This is a genomic window from Vibrio penaeicida, from assembly GCF_030689305.1.
In the GTDB taxonomy this organism is placed as follows: Bacteria; Pseudomonadota; Gammaproteobacteria; order Enterobacterales; family Vibrionaceae; genus Vibrio; species Vibrio penaeicida_B.
In genome coordinates this window covers 120,902-138,320 of sequence record NZ_JAUYVM010000008.1, presented here as the reverse complement: position 1 = coordinate 138,320, position 17,419 = coordinate 120,902, and the positions used below count along the sequence as shown (strand labels likewise).

Genomic DNA, 17,419 nt, shown 5'->3' with positions numbered 1-17,419 from the left:
GTTAAGTATTAAATTGCTTAACCTATTGATTTTTAAGTATTCAGTTATTCTATTTTATGGATTTATTTGAGTGGGTATGAACAATTATCTAGTACTTATTTGATTTATTAATGATTTCCTAGAATTATTTTTTTTCTTTTTAATGCCGTAATTTAGTTCTTCTCACCCTATTTAATTAAACGAGGCGTATTAGGTTAGGAAACTCTAATGCTGCAGTCCTATTTTGTCATTATTGTCTGTCAGGGCAGTGTCAAATTGATGTTAAGGTCAATATAATTTTTCATGATTTCAACAATGTGGCACCAAACATAATAAGCCTTAAATCTTGGTGCTAGTTAATCTTGTGTTATTTATAATTTGGAGACATGGAAATGACTACAACATATGTAGGGACAACTAATACAGATGGCACAGGCTCAGCGTCAGGTCTTACTGCAGGTAATGCAACCCAATCTCTCGTTGGAGTGGGTTCGATATCTGCAGATGGTGTTAACCTTGAGTCTACGGGCGGTGTTTTGAGCGCAACAATCCTTTCTTCTGACAGCTGGAATAAAGCCGGATACAAAGAAGCAAAAGTCGATGGCAACGATCAAATTGTTTATGTAAACAACTTTGTTGATGTAGATATCGATAATCAAAACAACAATGGTGCGTCTATCGCAGTTTCTAACGCTAAGCGTGGTGAAATTGATACAGGCACAGGCAACGACAACATCGCTGTGTCAGCATATTCAAACAGCATTAGCTGGGGCAACCTATTTGAGATTAACTCAGGTGCTGGTAACGACACAATTTCAATTACGAATGCGAAAAATTCGCAGTTCACACAATTTGATATTGATGCAGGTACGGGCAATGACGAGGTTGATGTATCTGGTTTGCTCGGTCCAGCTGCAGGTGTTACTGGGCGTGATGCAGACGGTGGCTCTGGTTTCGATGTATTAAAACTGAGCGGCACGGATACGGTGACGTTTGAAAACTTTGAAGTAGTTAAAGGTACAGGGAAAGTTGCGCCAGCGGCACTCACTATTGACAGCACCTTACTGGCTGCAAATGATGCTGAATCGGAAGTTGGATTTGGTTTGGTACTGTCTAATATTGACCTAACACTGGACGGAAGCATTACGGGACATTCCAGCAGCGCATTGAGTTCTGCAGAAGAAATGTACTTGCAGGCACAAGGTCTGAATGCTGATGTGTTCTTCTCTGTGACAGTTTACACTGCTGACGATGCCTATCAGATCCTGACTACTGATACGGACTTTGCTCCAGTATAAGTTAGTCATAATGAGGGATCGCCTGCTAAGTGCGATCCCTTTTAGTACTTGGCTCATGCGCAGGGGTGAAATTACTCCCAATATGCATTCTGAGTATGCCCGCGAAGCCTGAGGCACTTTATACTTGTTTTGTCTTAGGTTTTTTATTTTAAGAGTCTAAGCAGGCTAGAAACATAATAAATATTAAAAGACTCACAGGCAGAAATCGTTTATGAAACGTTGGTCTACATTCACTTCTTATCGCAAGAAAAACTTCTTCTATTTTCAAATATTCTCCGTATTTGCAAATCTCTTAGTATTGGTATTGCCAATATACAGTTTGCAGGTCTTTGACCGTGTACTCTCTTCTCGCAGTACGGATACACTCCTTTTTCTTGCTGTAATTGCTGTCTTTCTCCTTATCGTACAAGTTGCGATGGACTATACACGACAACAAGTTCTCAATAATCTATCGTCTATTTATGATCAATCGTTTGGCGAATTGCTGATTCAAAAGAGCCTTAATTTATCCTCCAAGAATGCGGCAGCTGCACACAAAGCGGTAAAAGATCATCAATTGGCGAAACAATATTTATCTTCTCCTTTTCATCGAAGCTTATCGGACCTTCCTTGGTCGCTCATTTTCATCATTGTTCTATTTCTTCTTCATCCTGTACTCGGCGCTTATGCGCTTGCAGCAACACTGGTGCTATCGGCGGCAAGTGGCTTGTTACTGCTGTTGACACACAAAAATATGAACGAAGCGAAGAATATGGCGATCCAGCAATCGTCCTCAGTTCAAAAACTGTTTAGTAAGGGGAAGTTACTTAAGGCGTATCAAGCCTCAGGAAAAGTACTGGAGCGCTGGAATCAAAAACACAGCCGAACCCTTGAACAAGAGCAGCGTTCAAAGCGATTCACTAATCATGGTCAAAGCATCATTAAGATGATCAGGATGACTGTTCAAATTGGTGTTTTTGCGGTTGGTGCTTGGTTGGTTATTAACGAACAGATAATGGCTGGCTCGCTTTTGGCAGCTTCAATATTACTAGGCAGAATACTGGCACCGATAGATCAAGGTGCAAACCAATACTTCAATTGGTTGGAATCGAAAGAAGCGTTCGAAAGAATCAGTGCTGTTTTTTCTAGTCATCAAGAAGACAGCAAAATGGATATCGCATTAGAAGAGATTGAGTTGTCTGTTGACCAAGTGACTTATCGAGGGCTAGGCGACCGACTTTTGGTTCACAACATTGGCTTCAACCTAAAGCCTGGTCATTGCTTGGCTATTAAAGGGGCATCCGGAGCCGGTAAATCAACCTTGCTCAAGCTTTTGGCGAATTATTATGTGCCAACTAAAGGGCAAGTACGAGTCAATGGGATCAATATCGACAAGCTGAATACCATGCGTCTCGCTGAGTCCATCGGTTATTTACCCCAAGTGATTGATGTTTTTGATGCGACTGTATCTGACAATATCAGTGGGTTTGGTGATCATTTAGATATGCATGTCCCTGAAAATGTCGTAAAAGCGAGTAAAGCAGCCCAGTGCCACAGCTTTGTCGCGAAGCTCCCGCAAAGCTACGGAACCATGCTGGGTTTAGAAGGGGTGGAACTGTCTCGTAGTGAAATGCAACGTTTGGCCTTAGCTCGCTGCTTTTATTACCAACCTAAACTTCTCATTTTGGATGAGCCGACGGCATTTCTTGATAACCAAACGATTCAATATTTGGTTAAACACCTCGAAACGTTAAAAAGTAACGGAGTAGGGATCATCTTCGTAAGCAGTTCTCCGTTAATGATGAAGCTGGCTGATTATGTCGTTGAACTTAAAGATGGTGTCATTTCAGAAGCGTACGAAAATAAAACGAAACTGGATAAGAAAAGCGTGAATATCGCCAGTCACTCAAACTACCAAGCGATAAAATACTAAAGGCTTCATGATGAATGACTCAACACAGTTAATGACCGACAACAATCGTCTCATAAAGCGCGCGACAATATTTTTGTTCTTGAGCTTAGGTTTATTTGCGGCTTGGACTTGGTTTGCGAAGCTGGATTCCGCTGCGATAGCTTCGGGCATTGTTATTGTCGAGAGTAAACGGAAAAGCATTGAACACTTAGAAGGCGGCATTGTTGCCCAAGTTTATGTTCGTGAAGGTCAGAAAGTTGAGAAAGGTGCTCCGCTGATAAAAATTTCAGATATCACGTTTCAGAGTCGACTAAAGCAAACTCAACTTACTTGGATTAGCCGCCAAATAGAATATCAACGATTGCTGGCAGAACGAGATAATTTGTCCCGTTATGTTCCTTCTATTGACAAAGAGCAGTTTCCCCACCTTGCGTTGGAGATTGACACGCTAATCGCCAATCAGCGTTCTCTGTTTACCAGCCGCATGGATATGCGGATGAAGGAGTTGGATATCGTAGACTCACGCTTGAAACAGACCCGAAATCGGCGCTCCTTCTCGTCTCAGATGTTGGCACAGAGGAAACAAGCGTTGGGGTTTCTCAACGACGAAATAGAAATGCATGATCAGCTTTTAGCCGAAGGTTTCACCTCACGCTTAAAAGTACTGGAGCTCAAGAGGTCAGAAGTTTTACTGGTCTCAGACATTATTTCGGTTCAGTCTGAATTGGATGGGCAGATCTTATCGCTATCTGAACTGGATCAGCAAAAAAGTGCGATTCAACAAAGAAATCGCTCTGAGGTTGAAACTCAAATCGCAGAGGTTCGCAATGCGCTTATCACCTTAGAAGCAGAATTAAACCTCGCCAAGGATGTGCAGGCTCGTACGGTCGTAAAGAGTCCAGCTAGTGGAGTTGTATTAGGGTTGAAAGTGAATGCTGCAGGTGAAGTCGTTGGGGCAGGTGAAAGCCTGATGGAAATTGTTCCAGACAACGACAGCTTGATTGTAGAAGCGATCATTAACCCTAATGATATTGACGTGGTTAGGGTTGGTCAGCAAGCTTTGATTCGTCTTTCGGCGTTTAATTTCAGAACAACGCCTCCGGTGCAAGGTGAGGTTGTATACATCGATGCTGACAGAACGAATTCTGATGGCGAGGAGCTGAGTGGTTTCAAAGTAAAAGTGAAGCTAAATAGCCAAGAAATATCCAACAACCCAGATTTGGAGTTGTATCCAGGGATGCCAGCGGAAGTCTACGTACTGCTAGAAGAAAAACGACCATTGGACTACCTGTTAGAACCCCTGAAAGTCAGTTTACTGAGAGCTTTCAGAGAAAGCTGAATCAGAATCATATATAACAATCACTTAATTAAAGTGAGATACGAAAGGTCAACGACCTTTTCACCAATAACACCAATTTAAATCTTATGGGTTAACCCATAACTGAACAACGAAAACGGAGTTGAGATGATCAAGAAATGCCTTTTTCCGGCAGCTGGCTATGGAACGCGCTTTTTACCAGCAACGAAATCGATGCCTAAGGAAATGATGCCTATCGTTAACAAACCATTGATTGAATATGGTGTGGAAGAAGCGATACAAGCTGGAATGACCGATATGTGTATTGTTACGGGACGTGGTAAACATTCCTTAATGGATCACTTTGATAAAAACTACGAGTTAGAACACCAAATCAGTGGAACAAACAAAGAAGAGCTGTTGATCGATATTCGTGAAATTATCGATGCGGCTAATTTTACCTATATCCGTCAACGAGAGATGAAAGGGTTGGGTCACGCTATTCTTACTGGGCGTGAATTGGTGGGTGATGAGCCGTTTGCCGTTGTCTTGGCTGATGATCTTTGTGTGAATAAATACGAAGGTGTATTGGCACAAATGGTTGCACTGTATAAGCAGTTTCGTTGCTCGATAGTCGCGGTCGAAGAAGTACCAGAAGAAGAAACACACAAGTACGGTGTGATTTCTGGTGAAATGATCAAAGACAAACTATTCCGTGTTGATGATATGGTAGAAAAGCCTGAACCGGGTACCGCACCAAGCAATCTTGCGATCATCGGCCGCTATATCTTAACACCTGATATCTTCGAATTGATCGAGAAAACAGAACCAGGCAAAGGTGGTGAAATCCAAATAACGGATGCACTCCTCAAGCAAGCGCAATCTGGTTGTGTACTAGCGTACAAATTCGACGGTCAGCGATTCGATTGTGGTAGCGTTGAAGGCTATATCGAAGCAACGAATTACTGCTACGAAAATGTTTATCTTAAAGGTCACGCTTCAAAACTTGCCAAAAAGGTAACGGGTAAGAAATAATTGAAGGGGATACTCCCCCGAGATTATGACAAAGATGAAAGAACTCGATAACCAGACCAATCGTTCCAACTCAGTTCAACAGAGCTTGGTGATTGGTCTGTTTTTTAGCTGCATCGCATTGGTAGGCAGCCTTTCTATACTGCAGAGCATCGGTTTGCTTTCCGGTAACCTGCGTTATGCCATTCAGCATTATGATCTCGCTTTTCACTTCTCTTTTGCTTTTATATTAGGATTTACAGCAACGCTCGCAAGCAAAGTAACCGGAAAACCCTTTCTGAGTTTGTTACTGCTATTAATGCTGATCGACGAATTTTCTCAGATCTGGATTCCGAGCCGGCAATTTTCTTGGGTTGATCTCTCGTGTAATATTTTTGGGTGCCTTGGTGGTGTTTTGTTATATCAAGTTTCATCCTTTTTTTCTAAAGATCTCAAATAGCCTCAAAGTCACTTAGGTATACGTAGCCTTATCTGCTCTAACAACCATTTCCCAGTTTAATACCATTTCCTAGCATCCTGAGGTGACTTGGGTATAAACTGGCTGCATGATAAAAATGAAAAAACAATGACATGCGGATCATTCACACTTCAGACTGGCACTTAGGTCAAAACTTCTACACCAAGAGCAGAAAAAACGAACATCAGGCTTTTTTAGATTGGCTTCTAGAGCAGATCACTGTGCATCAAGTTAACGCGCTGATTGTCGCTGGCGACATTTTTGATACGGGCTCACCACCAAGCTACGCTCGAGAAATGTACAACCAATTTGTTGTTGCACTGCAAAAAACGCAGTGTGCGTTGGTTGTTTTAGGTGGTAACCACGATTCTGTTTCAGTACTGAATGAAACGAAGCAGATTCTCGCTTATCTCAATACGCACGTAATCGCCAGCAGTCTTGAAGAAAATGATCAGCAAGTAATAGAACTAAAAGACGATAAGGGCGATATTGGCGCTTTGCTGTGCGCTATACCTTTTTTGCGCCCAAGGGATCTGGTTGTCAGTCAATCTGGTGAATCATCGATAGACAAAAAAGTAGCGTTGGCAGACGCGATTAAAACACATTATGCGAGCGTGTATAACCACGCACTCATCAGGCAAAAAGAATTACAACGTGCAAGCTCAGATAGAGCTATCCCTATTGTTGCGACTGGGCATCTCACTGCTATGGGAGTGAAACAATCTGAATCGGTCAGGGATATTTATATAGGCAGCCTAGAAGGATTTGCCGCTGACGGGTTCCCTCCCGCAGACTACATCGCATTGGGGCATATTCATCGCCCCCAAATAGTGGCTAAAAAGGAACACATACGTTATTGCGGCTCACCTATTCCATTAAGCTTTGATGAACTGAAATCAGAGAAACAAGTATTGTTGTTGGATTTTGAACAAAACGTCTCACCAACCATTACACCTATTTTTATTCCTCGCTTCCAAGCAATGGCAACTATTTCAGGCTCTTTGGCAGAAATTGAAACTCAGCTCAACGATTATCGGTTAGATGAGAATTCGTTAAAAGAGCCTCAGAATGAACAGCAGCTTGGGGATGGCTCAATGTGGGTCAGTATTGAGGTGGAAATAGACGACTATCTTTCCGATCTTCAGCAGCGTATTCAGCTACTGGTTGAGGATATCCCTGTTGAAGTTCTGCAACTTAAACGCAGCCAGTCCTCACGAAGAAAGGCACTGACACAAGAAAAGAACGAGACGCTAGATGAACTTAAACCAGCAGATGTGTTTGAGAAAAGGTTGGATCAAGAAGTGTTTGAATCTGATGAAGAGCTTGAACGGAAGGCGCGATTACAAAACGCATTTTTGAAGATCGTGTCGGAAGTTGAGGAATCAATGAAATGAAGATCCTCTCTTTAAGATTCAAAAACCTCAATTCGCTTAAAGGGGAGTGGAAAATAGACTTCACCCAAGCGCCCTTTAACGATAATGGGCTTTTTGCCATTACAGGTTCTACGGGTGCAGGAAAAACCACGCTTCTCGATGCTATATGCTTAGCGATCTATCACAAAACCCCACGCCTTGGGTTGCTCACGCCTTCCAACAATGAAGTGATGACAAGAGGAGAAGCGGAATGCCTCTCTGAGGTTGAATTTGACGTTAAAGGGAAAGCTTATCGCGCGTTTTGGAGTATGCGACGTTCCCATGGCAAATCCGACGGGAACCTACAGGCAGCCGTCGTCGAACTCGCAGAAGTTGAAAACAACAAAATCATTGCCTCACAAGCCAAAAAGAAATTAGAAGTCGTTGAGCACGTAACAGGACTGAACTTCGATCGTTTCACTAAATCAATGATGCTTTCTCAGGGGCAATTCGCTGCGTTTCTTAATGCTAAAGAGTCAGAAAGAGCGGAGCTGCTTGAAGAGCTAACGGGTACCGAGATTTATGGTTTGATATCGGAGCGCGTTCATCAACATTGGTCAGAATCCAAACAGAAGATGGTCGCGCTAGAGTCAAAAGCGCAAGGTGTACAGTTACTCAGTGCGGAGTATTGCAGTGAATTAAAAGAGGAGCTCGATAGCTTGGTTGCCCTGCAATCTGACGCCAAATTGTCTAAACAGCAATTAGACATGAGCATCCGATGGAAAAATGATAAAGCAAATTTGGAAAAAGAGCTTCAAAGTGCAGAAGTTGCACTGGAAGCGGCACAGAAATCTCAATTAGAATCTCAAAACGACCTCGATAAGCTCTCGTTTTCTGAGCCCGCTGAACGTCTTCAACCACTCTATTCTAAGTGTACCGAACTGCATCAGTCTCATTCGCAGCAGCAACTCGAAATCACGGGCTTAACTCGTGAAACGACGGAATTAGAAGAGGCTTTCCAATCCCTGAATCAAAAGCTTGATGAATCCCAGCAAGCGCTCGTTAACGCCAAAAAAGAGCAGCATGATCTAGAAGATTTGATTACCCAGACGGTTTTACCGTTGGATAACCAAATGGAACAACAGGCAAACAAGATACAGACAGAGTCAAAGTCGGTTGCACAATCCGAAGCCAAACTTAATGACATGCAAGAGGAAATAAAGCGCATTGAGCTATTGGCGGCATCTCAAAGTGATGAATTGCGGAATACGGAGCTGTTTCTAAAGCAAAATGAAACGCTTGCGCAGGTTGCCCCAAACTTAGAAAAGTGGAAAGTACAAACCTCTCTTATTCAAAGCCAATGGCAGGAAAGCCAACACCTAATCCAAAAGCTAAAGCAAGCAGAGTCTGAGCTCAGCGAGCATGTAAGGAAAAAGAGCCAGCTGGAATCGGAGAAGTCGCAGCTCACCCCTGCTTATCAACAGCTGAATGACGAAGAAACAAAAGCCACCGCTGCTTTTAAGGCACTTTGTCAAAATGGCACGGTCGAGAGCCTGGATTCAGAGCTAGAGCGGCTAAATCAACAGCTAATTTTGACGTTACAGCTTCAGCATAGTCAGGAGCGCTGGAGCGAGTTAAACAACGAAAAACGAAATCTCGATCAGGAACGAGATAAGCAGAAATCAGATCTCGCAGTATTGCTTACACAACGCGATAACATGCGAACGCAGTACAAGTCTCAGAATCAACTGGTGCAATCCCTTTACCAATTGGTGTCTCAAGAGGAGCATTTGGCTGTGTACCGTGCTCAATTGTCTCCGGACGTACCTTGCCCTTTGTGTGGTGGCTTAGAGCACCCTATATTGGAAAATGGCATTGAAGCACTACCTGAAACCGTGTCAAAAAAGCATGAAGCAGAAAAGCAACTCGAAGAGATCAAACACTCTGGTGAAGCACTTTCGGTTCAAGTGAATACGTTAGAACGTCACCAAAAAGAGAGCCAAGAGAAAGCCGACTCTCTTCAAGTAGAGCTAGGGAAAATGGCTTCTGAGTGGGATGCGAAAATACCAAACCTGGAAGCGCCGATTTCCATAGAAGATACAAACAGCGCGTTGAATGCGGTTAAAGGCTTGGAACAAAAAATCACGTATACCAAAACACACCTTTCACAGAATAAATCCGCATTCAAAGAGTTAGAACAAACCCAAAAGCGCAGAAAGGATCTATCTGAAAAATTACAGCAGTTAGATGGGCGGTTGCAGTTACTGGATAAAGACTTGCAAATGTCCGAGTCAATGACCAAAGAATTACTCGCTAGATCTCAAGGCTTAACTAAAGAAACACAAACCGCCGAAAACGAGTTTAAACATCAGGTTGAATCTTTAGGGCTGAATTTTCCCTCTCAAAACACCCAACAGTGGTTTGGTGGATTAGAAAAACAAATTTCAGAATATCGACAGTCCAGTCAAAAGTTAGAAGAGTTAAAGCAGAGCATCGCGGTTACTCAAAACCACTCTGATACTTTGGCAAAGCAGAAAGCAGAATTATCGAATGAACTAAACGTTCAGCTTCAGCAAGTAAAAAATACAGAGCATGCCCTGACTGAGATTAAGTCGAAGCGTTTAAAAGCCTTTAAAGACAAGGTGGTTACTAATGAACGAACTCAAATTCGTGAAAAAATTACGACTCTAGATAGTTTGCACAAAATTGTTGATGGTCAGTTAAAACTGTCGCAAGAAAAACTAGCGAACGCGCTAGGTAAAAAATCGACCTTGATTGCAAACTTAGATGTCACAGAAAAATCGCTTAAAGAAGCCGAAAGCTCTTGGCTAACTGCTCTGGAAACCAGCCCATTTGAGAACACAGAAGCGTACCAAGCCGCGCTGTTGGCTGAAGACGAAAAAGGCAAATTAAAGGCGCTTCAACAAAGCCTTATCCATGCCATCACGCAGTCTCAAACGCTACTTGAAAGTTGCAAAAAGAAACTGAATGAAATGAATGAGCACGTTAATGCCCCCGAATGGGATAAAGACAGCTTAGAAGCGCTGACTTTCAAACTAGAGGAAGTTCAGCAAGCACTGGATCTGCGAACCAAGCGGGAAGGGGAAATTAACCAAGAGTTGGCATCGGATCAGCAAAGGCGAAATGATCAGGCGGCGTTTTTTGAAGAAATAGAGAGCTATCGGGTCGTCTACGATGATATCCAGTATCTGCATTCCATGATTGGTTCCCAAAAAGGCGATAAATTCAGAAAGTTCGCACAAGGTTTAACACTCGATAACTTGATTCATCTGGCGAATAAGCAGCTTTCTCGCTTGTACGGTCGATATCAATTGCAACGCAAGCAAGGTGAAGGCTTAGATCTCAGTGTGTTGGATTTATGGCAAGGCGACAGTGAACGAGATACGAAAACATTGTCTGGTGGCGAAAGCTTCTTGGTGAGCCTAGCATTAGCGCTGGCTTTATCTGATCTTGTTAGCCACAAGACGAGTATCGACTCATTATTCTTAGACGAAGGCTTTGGCACATTGGATGCGCAAACTTTGGATATAGCATTGGATGCTTTGGATAGCTTAAATGCTTCTGGAAAAATGATCGGTGTTATTAGCCATATTGAGGCGATGAAAGAACGTATTCCGGTTCAATTGAAAGTGTCTAAGAAAAGTGGTCTTGGCATCAGTGAACTCGCATCCGAATATCGAGTATAAATTGGCATATTAGGGTCAGAGAACAAATAATGACGAAGAAAGAGATAGAGAGCGGAAAAGTTCTACAATTGGAAAATCAATTTTGCTTTCCACTTTATAGCGCTACCAATGCCGTAGTACGTGCTTATCGCCCGCTGCTAGAAAAGCTCGATCTTACCTATCCACAATATCTGGTTATGATGGTGCTTTGGTCACAAAATGGTATTAATGTCAAAGAGCTAGGCAATAAACTCTATTTAGATTCAGGTACACTTACGCCATTACTGAAACGGCTTTCGAGCAAAGGGCTGGTGGAAAGGCGGCGAGCACAACATGACGAGCGTGTGAGAGAGCTGCACCTAACCGAGCAAGGACAAGAACTGAAGTTAGAAGCTAAAAAAGTGCCAAGCGCCATGCTGTGTGCATTGGATATGGATCTTGAAGATTTGATTCAAATGAAGCAGCTATGTGAAAAGTTGCTCAATAAGCTCGATCGCGACTAACTTTAGGATTAACCATTAACTCAAGGATTAGCGATGAACACCATTCAGGTTGAACAACGGACAGTGACACCTTCAAAAGTACTATGTGTTGGTCGAAATTATTCAGAACATATTGCTGAGCTAAACAACAGTGTTCCAGACCAAATGGTGGTGTTCAATAAACCCAATAGTTCTATCAGTTCTACGCTTCACTCATTCCACGGTGAAACGCTCCACTACGAAGGAGAAATTTGCTTTGTGGTAATGGAAGGTAAGCTTAGCTATGTTGGATTTGGGTTGGATTTAACCAAGAGAACACTTCAATCGAATCTGAAAGGCAAAGGGCTACCATGGGAGAGAGCAAAGGCGTTTGATGGTAGTGCTGTATTCAGTCGTTTTGTCCCTATTTCTCAGCGAGATTTACCCAATTTGACCTTAGAACTCTTCATAAACTGCGTTCGTGTTCAGTCTGGTGGTACTAAAGATATGCTGTATCCGCCTCTTCAAATTTTGGATGAACTGCAAAGCTACACCGGTTTAGAAGATGGGGATGTCATTATGACAGGCACACCAAAAGGAGTCGGAATCATTGAAAAGGGCGATCTCTTTTTAGCGCGCATTAAATGCCAAGATAAAACACTTATCGAAACGGAATGGGTAGCAAAATAGTGCTACCCCGTTTCTGCTGTTTTACGTTTCCGGGTAATGCGTAATAAAGCAACGTTAGATAGGAAGTGGCGTGGAAACATCAATAAGAACGCCAGCTGGGTCTTCTAATAATAGCCTTTTTTGACCATAAAATGTGGGTTCAGGTGTTTGAAGAACAACGTAATTTTTCTGCTCGGCGGCTTTAAATACAGCATCGACATCTTCGACGACAAGAGTAACAAATAAGCCACTAGCTGCTCCCTGATACCGAGGGGGAACCAATTCATGCTCTGCTGTGATAAGCCCTAATTCAACGTTGCTTTTGGGGTGGACCAATTGGATAAACCACTCACTTTCAAAGCCTACATTAAACCCAAACAGTGTTTGATAAAATTGTTTAGATGCGAGTAAGTTGTGGGTACAAAGTGTGGTCATCAATCGATCAACAGACATCATGTTTCCTTTCAAATTGTCTACTCGGGTGTAATTCTAGCACCGAGATAAAAGAGCGAGCGTAGCGTTAGCCTACTCAAACTTTGTAACATATATCGGCTAATGAAGTAAGGGTCTCATATTAAGGAGCAACTAAGTGATTATGCTCAATTATACGCAGTGCTATAAATATAACCTGCTGAAATTAAAGGTGTAATTAAATGTTGGGCAGGGTGGTGTTATCTAAAAATTCGTGCATGAAGTCACAAATAGTCAACATTATATGTGCAAGTATGTTTTTCAACACATGAAGTGAGCGATGAAAGTTAAAAGGATGTTTACGAAAAATGCAGTAGCAATGGCTACGATATTGGTACTTTCGGGGTGCTCTAACGTGCCGGAAAATAAAGTTGCAGATTTTAGCCAGTCTGCGACCAACATGCTTGAACATGTATCTGGGGTCGTTAGTGAATACAATCAGGCGAAATCTCACCGCGATCTCACCCATCTTGCCGCTAAATATAATGGTTCCTCTAAAGCAAAGCTAAATTCCGATGAGTTTGAGCCTTTAGCAACTTACCAACTTCCAGAAAATTCTCCCATTATTGCAATATCAAAAGCGCTTCTCGCTTATTCAAAAGCGCTTAATGATCTGGCTTCTGCCAATAATGAGGCCGATGCGGAGTTGGCAGCTTTGAATTTGTATCAAGCCGCAGAGTCGTCACAATGGGTTAGCCTGCCCATACCAAAAGAAAAGGAAGGGATAGCTCAAAGTGCGCTGGTGGCTCTAGTTGGGAGCTACAGTGAAGATAAAAAGCAGAGGGCGCTTAAAAAAGTCATTACAAACTCCGATGCAATTGTTTCTCAGCTTAGTCTCAGATTAGTCGAATTGATTGAAGAACATCAAATTGGTACAGCAATCTATCTATCACGCTCATATGTGTTGAGCGAAGAAGTTCAGGATTTCAATCGAAGAGCAAACATTCGTCAGATGCCACTAAAAGCCAGCCGAGATGAGATAGAGCGATTGTATGCACAATGGGAAGAAATGGCCGCGACCCCGATTCTCATACAGCAAACAATCAGAGCCATTGATACTTTCCGAATGAGCCATAATCAGGTGGCAGAAAGCCTCAATAGCGGAACGTTTACTAAGGCGACGGTGGTACAAACTCAAGCTAGGATGAAAGACATCACTGTGCGATTCAATACAACAAAAGGTTTACTAGAAAACTGTGAAGAAGGTGTTGAAGTCGTTGATAGTAAGCTAAGTTGCAAAGGACAAGACAAATGACGGACGCCGTTTTCAAAGAAATTCAAGCTAGTATGAAGGCGCTTAACCGAGCAACGCAATCAGCAACCGGTAATGAACAATTCGAGATTCGAGAGCAACAGCATGAGTTGTTTATGCGGCTGGATCGCTGGGTATTGGCAAAATCGGAGAAGCCTTCGAGTGAGGTTGCGATTGCCATCGAACTGCTAAAGCAACAACAAAACGTTGCGATAGAGGCCGAAGACGCTCTGGATTCTCACGCCAAACTATTGAAGATTTCCAAGAAGGTGATTGAGGCCATTGATAAAATTTTGGACGCATTAGTTTGAGTATACCCAAGTACCTTTAGGTCACTTGGGTATCAGTTTGAATGAGTAGAGATTAAGGTCTGTTAACCCTAATCTCTATCCAACCTTTCTACATCAAAGTCACGTGGTCTATGATCGCCACAACGTTTTTATGTCCTCGAACAATGATTCTCGCTTCAAAGACCCCAGATGGAAATGACACTTTATATGAACTTAAATTATCAGTAGATGCTGGTACATAACGATTTTTGCCCGGTCCGCCTTTTCCGTTTCCCACTCCGGAAGAGTGTGAGTACATGCCATTGTAATTTTGCCCTGTCGGCAATCCATTTTTATGCAGTACTTTTGCGTCTTTCCATTGGCTGCCTGAGCGGTACTGTATCGCGAGATCGCCAACTTTCTCTTGGTTATAGGATCCCAGCGATACGTTGAGTTGCTTGATCTCTCGACCACCATTACTAGTAAATGTGATGTTGGCGTTGTCACCTCGCAGCAATAGTGTTGAGCGTCCATTAGAGTCCGTTTGATTACTGACCTTTACGCGGACGTTACCGAAGTCTTCTTCGATGTTCTTCCCCCACGGAGCAGCATTCGTCTGCGCCGAATTGGTTAGCTCGTCTTGTGTAAATGAGAGTGACAACATATTCCCAATCTGGAGTTGATTTCGAACAGACCAAGTGTGCCCAGTTACCCATTTTCCATTTACATTACTATCGATACGCCAATATAAGGCTTCATGGGCATCATTAATTGCGACCGTTTGAGTGTTTTTTGCCCCTATTTCTTGAGAGAACTTTGGATGCTTGAGGGATGGCTCATAGCCATACATCAGTTTGAAGCTGCTGGCTTTATCATGTTCCCAATTCAACGTAATAGGCTTATCGAAGAATACTGCCTGACCATTGTAAGGTGAATTTGTATAAGCAGGGTAACCCCCCTGAGCAATTTGTGTGACTTGTGCATAAGACAACGCATAAGTGAAAATCTGTACGTTATCGACGTTCATGTTTTTGGAGAGGAACTCCGTTGATGTTTCCCAGATGCTTGGGTTTTCTTTCCCAGCATCGGAGTTTGTGGTTCTCATAAACCAAGGGCCGTAAGACTCTGTATGTAAATCTCTCCCGGAACTGTACCAATAATGTGTTCCACCAGGGTAAATTCCCCCAAAATCTGCAGGCAAAGGTACATTTCTTGCAAAATGAGTTGGATTGCTGTCTAAAGCCATTGGGATAGCTACGCCATCGACGTAAGTCGTCACCGTGTTTGCTTCTCGATTGATAACCCAAGTGATGACATGCGGCTTATTGTCATTCACTGTGACCGAATCTGGTGAGGCAAACGCATGAATCTCATGTGGGCGCTGGTTAAAACGTTGCTGAGTGAAGAACTGGCGAGACACTAGCGTCCATCCTAGCCCCTTAGCAGGAGAACCATTCAGCTTAACGCGATGTTGATTGCCGTTAAAATATGACAAAGCGTAGCCGTCATCGAGTTTCCCTTGCCCTATCAATGAAAGCTCTTGGATGGTTTTGTGAAAGTCACCATTACTATCACGAGAAATAAAATCACCGTCTTGAGTGAGTACTAACGACACCGAAAAGCTGGAACGGCCGGGAGCGAGCTCGTGCGGCATATAGTCACGTAGTGCCATCGTGTTGTTTTTTTCATAAACGGTATCGTATCCGCCTTCTTTTAATACTTGCTGAGTAAACCCTAAATTTGGGTACTTAGCGTTGCTGTGAAGAAGCGAAATAAATTGTTCTTTACCCGCGAGGTTATGAACTTGGTCCACCGGGGTCGTTCTATATTTTGTTGTGTTGTAGGGTTGTAGATTGGTGTGGCGAGTAGCGTTACTTTTCTTAAAAAAGGCGACTCTAGAATCGGATATGACTTTTACATGGACTTCCGATTCGTCTTTCATCCCAGTTTCATCAATGATGGTGTAATGAAAGTGGTCGTCTCCAACAAACCCTTTAGGCGCTTGGTAGGTGACTTTGCCATTGGAGTCCCAAGAGATATTGCCATAGGCAAGCGAGCGCGTGTCCACACTATGAATTTTTATAGTACCTCCTGAAAGTGGACCGTTAGCATCGAAATCATTGTCCAACACGTTGATCGTGGCTTGACCATCTCGCGACACATCAATGTGATCGATATTCGCGTTAGGGCTTATAGGGGAGCGCAACGCTCCAACAATCGTTCCTCGTGTTGCTGCTGGAGAAGATTTGATCACCGATATTGCATTGGTTGGGATCAGTTCAACCGCACCCATAACACTGTTGGTTTCTACCCCAATATCATGCCCCAAATTAAATGCATGACCGACTTCATGCAGTGTACACCAAGCCGATATACTGAATTCACAGAAGCTGGTAAGCCCAGCATTTGCGCCGGAGTTTCTTGGACCGGTGAAATAGTGAAACAACGAGAATTTGCCCTTTAATGCATTTCTGAGTGCCGTTTGCTGAGTTGATTGAGTAACACTCCCCGATTTCTGAGTGATCAAGCCACCGGGGTAACTGAAACGAATCAGCGCATCTCTTGTAAACAAATAGTCCAGTAAATTTGCCATGTAATCCATGCCGCCAATGGCTGACTCTAGATTTTTTCCGAATATTTTTGTGTAACTGTCTTCCGTGGCATGAAAAGTGATATCTGCTCTTTGTAGGTAGAAATCCTTCATACTTGGTATCGGGCTCTCTAAAGAGGGCTCAGGAAGTACATGAGAGGTTGAGATTGGTTTCAAATCTTCCGGTGACCGATTCAGCGTTGTGGATGCACTGGCAACAACCGTTGATTTTGTTTTTACGTTGAGATTCTTTATCTCCCAAGATTTGATACCACCATAAAAAACTCTGCCATAAAACTGATTATTGCCATCAACATACCCGACGATAGTCGATTCTGGTTGACCAACCACTTTGCCTCGGTAGCTGCGTACCTCAGGAATGTATTTGAGTGGTTCCATTTGGCTAGATTTGTCTGTGTTCAAAACATAAAAGGTGGCGTTTTCTTGCCTGACAGAAAATTTTTGCAGTTCCACAGTATGTGGTCGCCCCGCAACTTGAACAACAGCATTGAAAGAATAAGGCAGCAGTTCGTGAGCAGAAACTTGGTGTTCTGGCTGAGTCGGTTTAGTGGGTTTTTGAGTTCCTGGAGTGGTTGGCTTATTTCCATTTCCGTTAGATTGAGAAGAGGGGGATGACTCTCCTCCACAGCCCGATACAAGACTGCTTAGTAAAAAGGTGAAAAGAAGTGTTTTTAAATGCATATTTGGGCTCAGG

At 43.0% G+C, this 17,419-nt stretch carries 13 protein-coding genes; 11 read left to right on the top strand and 2 right to left on the bottom strand.

From position 1 onward, the window contains the following. Positions 1-371 precede the first annotated feature (371 nt). The 9 genes from Q8W40_RS14475 to Q8W40_RS14435 all read left to right on the top strand — a co-directional run bounded on the left by Q8W40_RS14475 (position 372) and on the right by Q8W40_RS14435 (position 12,143). Positions 372-1,277 (top strand): hypothetical protein, encoded by a 906-nt coding sequence (locus tag Q8W40_RS14475; protein WP_305398171.1) that lies wholly within the window; start codon positions 372-374, stop codon positions 1,275-1,277. A 211-nt stretch (positions 1,278-1,488) separates the two neighbouring features. After that, on the top strand, positions 1,489-3,189 hold the full coding sequence (locus Q8W40_RS14470) for a type I secretion system permease/ATPase (RefSeq protein WP_305398169.1): 1,701 nt from the start codon (positions 1,489-1,491) through the stop codon (positions 3,187-3,189). A gap of 10 nt (positions 3,190-3,199) precedes the next feature. Further along, the gene (locus tag Q8W40_RS14465; protein WP_180958415.1) at positions 3,200-4,507 is read left to right on the top strand and encodes an HlyD family type I secretion periplasmic adaptor subunit; all 1,308 of its coding nucleotides are present in this window, start codon (positions 3,200-3,202) and stop codon (positions 4,505-4,507) included. Between the two features lie 126 nt (positions 4,508-4,633). After that, positions 4,634-5,500 (top strand): UTP--glucose-1-phosphate uridylyltransferase GalU, encoded by an 867-nt coding sequence (gene galU / locus Q8W40_RS14460; RefSeq protein WP_104402839.1) that lies wholly within the window; start codon positions 4,634-4,636, stop codon positions 5,498-5,500. Between the two features lie 25 nt (positions 5,501-5,525). Then, positions 5,526-5,936 carry a VanZ family protein gene (locus tag Q8W40_RS14455; RefSeq protein WP_305398166.1) on the top strand — a complete coding sequence of 137 codons (411 nt, stop codon included), beginning with the start codon at positions 5,526-5,528 and terminating at the stop codon, positions 5,934-5,936. A gap of 131 nt (positions 5,937-6,067) precedes the next feature. After that, positions 6,068-7,348, top strand: coding sequence for an exonuclease subunit SbcD (gene sbcD / locus Q8W40_RS14450; protein ID WP_305398164.1), 1,281 nt, complete (start codon positions 6,068-6,070; stop codon positions 7,346-7,348). Beyond that, positions 7,345-11,013, top strand: coding sequence for an SbcC/MukB-like Walker B domain-containing protein (locus tag Q8W40_RS14445; RefSeq protein ID WP_305398163.1), 3,669 nt, complete (start codon positions 7,345-7,347; stop codon positions 11,011-11,013). Before sbcD ends, Q8W40_RS14445 begins: the two co-directional genes overlap by 4 nt. A 29-nt stretch (positions 11,014-11,042) precedes the next feature. Further along, entirely contained in the window at positions 11,043-11,495 is a 453-nt protein-coding gene (locus Q8W40_RS14440; RefSeq protein WP_305398162.1) for a MarR family winged helix-turn-helix transcriptional regulator, read from the top strand. A 33-nt stretch (positions 11,496-11,528) separates the two neighbouring features. After that, positions 11,529-12,143: a fumarylacetoacetate hydrolase family protein gene (locus tag Q8W40_RS14435; RefSeq protein ID WP_305398161.1), complete on the top strand. Its 615-nt coding sequence runs from the start codon at positions 11,529-11,531 to the stop codon at positions 12,141-12,143. A 54-nt stretch (positions 12,144-12,197) separates the two neighbouring features. Here Q8W40_RS14435 and Q8W40_RS14430 read toward each other — a convergent pair whose 3' ends face one another. After that, positions 12,198-12,575 (bottom strand): VOC family protein, encoded by a 378-nt coding sequence (locus Q8W40_RS14430; RefSeq protein ID WP_305398160.1) that lies wholly within the window; start codon positions 12,573-12,575, stop codon positions 12,198-12,200. 337 nt (positions 12,576-12,912) lie between these two features. Here Q8W40_RS14430 and Q8W40_RS14425 point away from each other — a divergent pair, with 337 nt between their 5' ends. Both Q8W40_RS14425 and Q8W40_RS14420 read left to right on the top strand, forming a co-directional pair. After that, the gene (locus tag Q8W40_RS14425) at positions 12,913-13,848 is read left to right on the top strand and encodes a hypothetical protein (RefSeq protein ID WP_305398159.1); all 936 of its coding nucleotides are present in this window, start codon (positions 12,913-12,915) and stop codon (positions 13,846-13,848) included. After that, the gene (locus tag Q8W40_RS14420) at positions 13,845-14,156 is read left to right on the top strand and encodes a hypothetical protein (protein WP_305398157.1); all 312 of its coding nucleotides are present in this window, start codon (positions 13,845-13,847) and stop codon (positions 14,154-14,156) included. Before Q8W40_RS14425 ends, Q8W40_RS14420 begins: the two co-directional genes overlap by 4 nt. Before the next feature lie 88 nt (positions 14,157-14,244). Here Q8W40_RS14420 and Q8W40_RS14415 read toward each other — a convergent pair whose 3' ends face one another. Next, positions 14,245-17,406, bottom strand: a complete 3,162-nt coding sequence (locus Q8W40_RS14415) for an Ig-like domain-containing protein (RefSeq protein ID WP_305398155.1) — start codon at positions 17,404-17,406, stop codon at positions 14,245-14,247. Positions 17,407-17,419: the final 13 nt, after the last annotated feature.

What these genes read in the sequence shown, in the direction of transcription:
- Q8W40_RS14440 (WP_305398162.1), top strand. Translation starts at nt 11,043, where the DNA reads ATGACGAAGAAAGAGATAGAGAGCGGAAAAGTTCTACAATTGGAAAAT.
- galU (WP_104402839.1), top strand. Translation starts at nt 4,634, where the DNA reads ATGATCAAGAAATGCCTTTTTCCGGCAGCTGGCTATGGAACGCGCTTT.
- Q8W40_RS14470 (WP_305398169.1), top strand. Translation starts at nt 1,489, where the DNA reads ATGAAACGTTGGTCTACATTCACTTCTTATCGCAAGAAAAACTTCTTC.
- Q8W40_RS14475 (WP_305398171.1), top strand. Translation starts at nt 372, where the DNA reads ATGACTACAACATATGTAGGGACAACTAATACAGATGGCACAGGCTCA.
- Q8W40_RS14435 (WP_305398161.1), top strand. Translation starts at nt 11,529, where the DNA reads ATGAACACCATTCAGGTTGAACAACGGACAGTGACACCTTCAAAAGTA.
- Q8W40_RS14455 (WP_305398166.1), top strand. Translation starts at nt 5,526, where the DNA reads ATGACAAAGATGAAAGAACTCGATAACCAGACCAATCGTTCCAACTCA.
- Q8W40_RS14425 (WP_305398159.1), top strand. Translation starts at nt 12,913, where the DNA reads ATGGCTACGATATTGGTACTTTCGGGGTGCTCTAACGTGCCGGAAAAT.
- Q8W40_RS14465 (WP_180958415.1), top strand. Translation starts at nt 3,200, where the DNA reads ATGAATGACTCAACACAGTTAATGACCGACAACAATCGTCTCATAAAG.
- Q8W40_RS14445 (WP_305398163.1), top strand. Translation starts at nt 7,345, where the DNA reads ATGAAGATCCTCTCTTTAAGATTCAAAAACCTCAATTCGCTTAAAGGG.
- Q8W40_RS14420 (WP_305398157.1), top strand. Translation starts at nt 13,845, where the DNA reads ATGACGGACGCCGTTTTCAAAGAAATTCAAGCTAGTATGAAGGCGCTT.
- Q8W40_RS14430 (WP_305398160.1), bottom strand. Translation starts at nt 12,575, where the DNA reads ATGTCTGTTGATCGATTGATGACCACACTTTGTACCCACAACTTACTC.
- sbcD (WP_305398164.1), top strand. Translation starts at nt 6,068, where the DNA reads ATGCGGATCATTCACACTTCAGACTGGCACTTAGGTCAAAACTTCTAC.
- Q8W40_RS14415 (WP_305398155.1), bottom strand. Translation starts at nt 17,406, where the DNA reads ATGCATTTAAAAACACTTCTTTTCACCTTTTTACTAAGCAGTCTTGTA.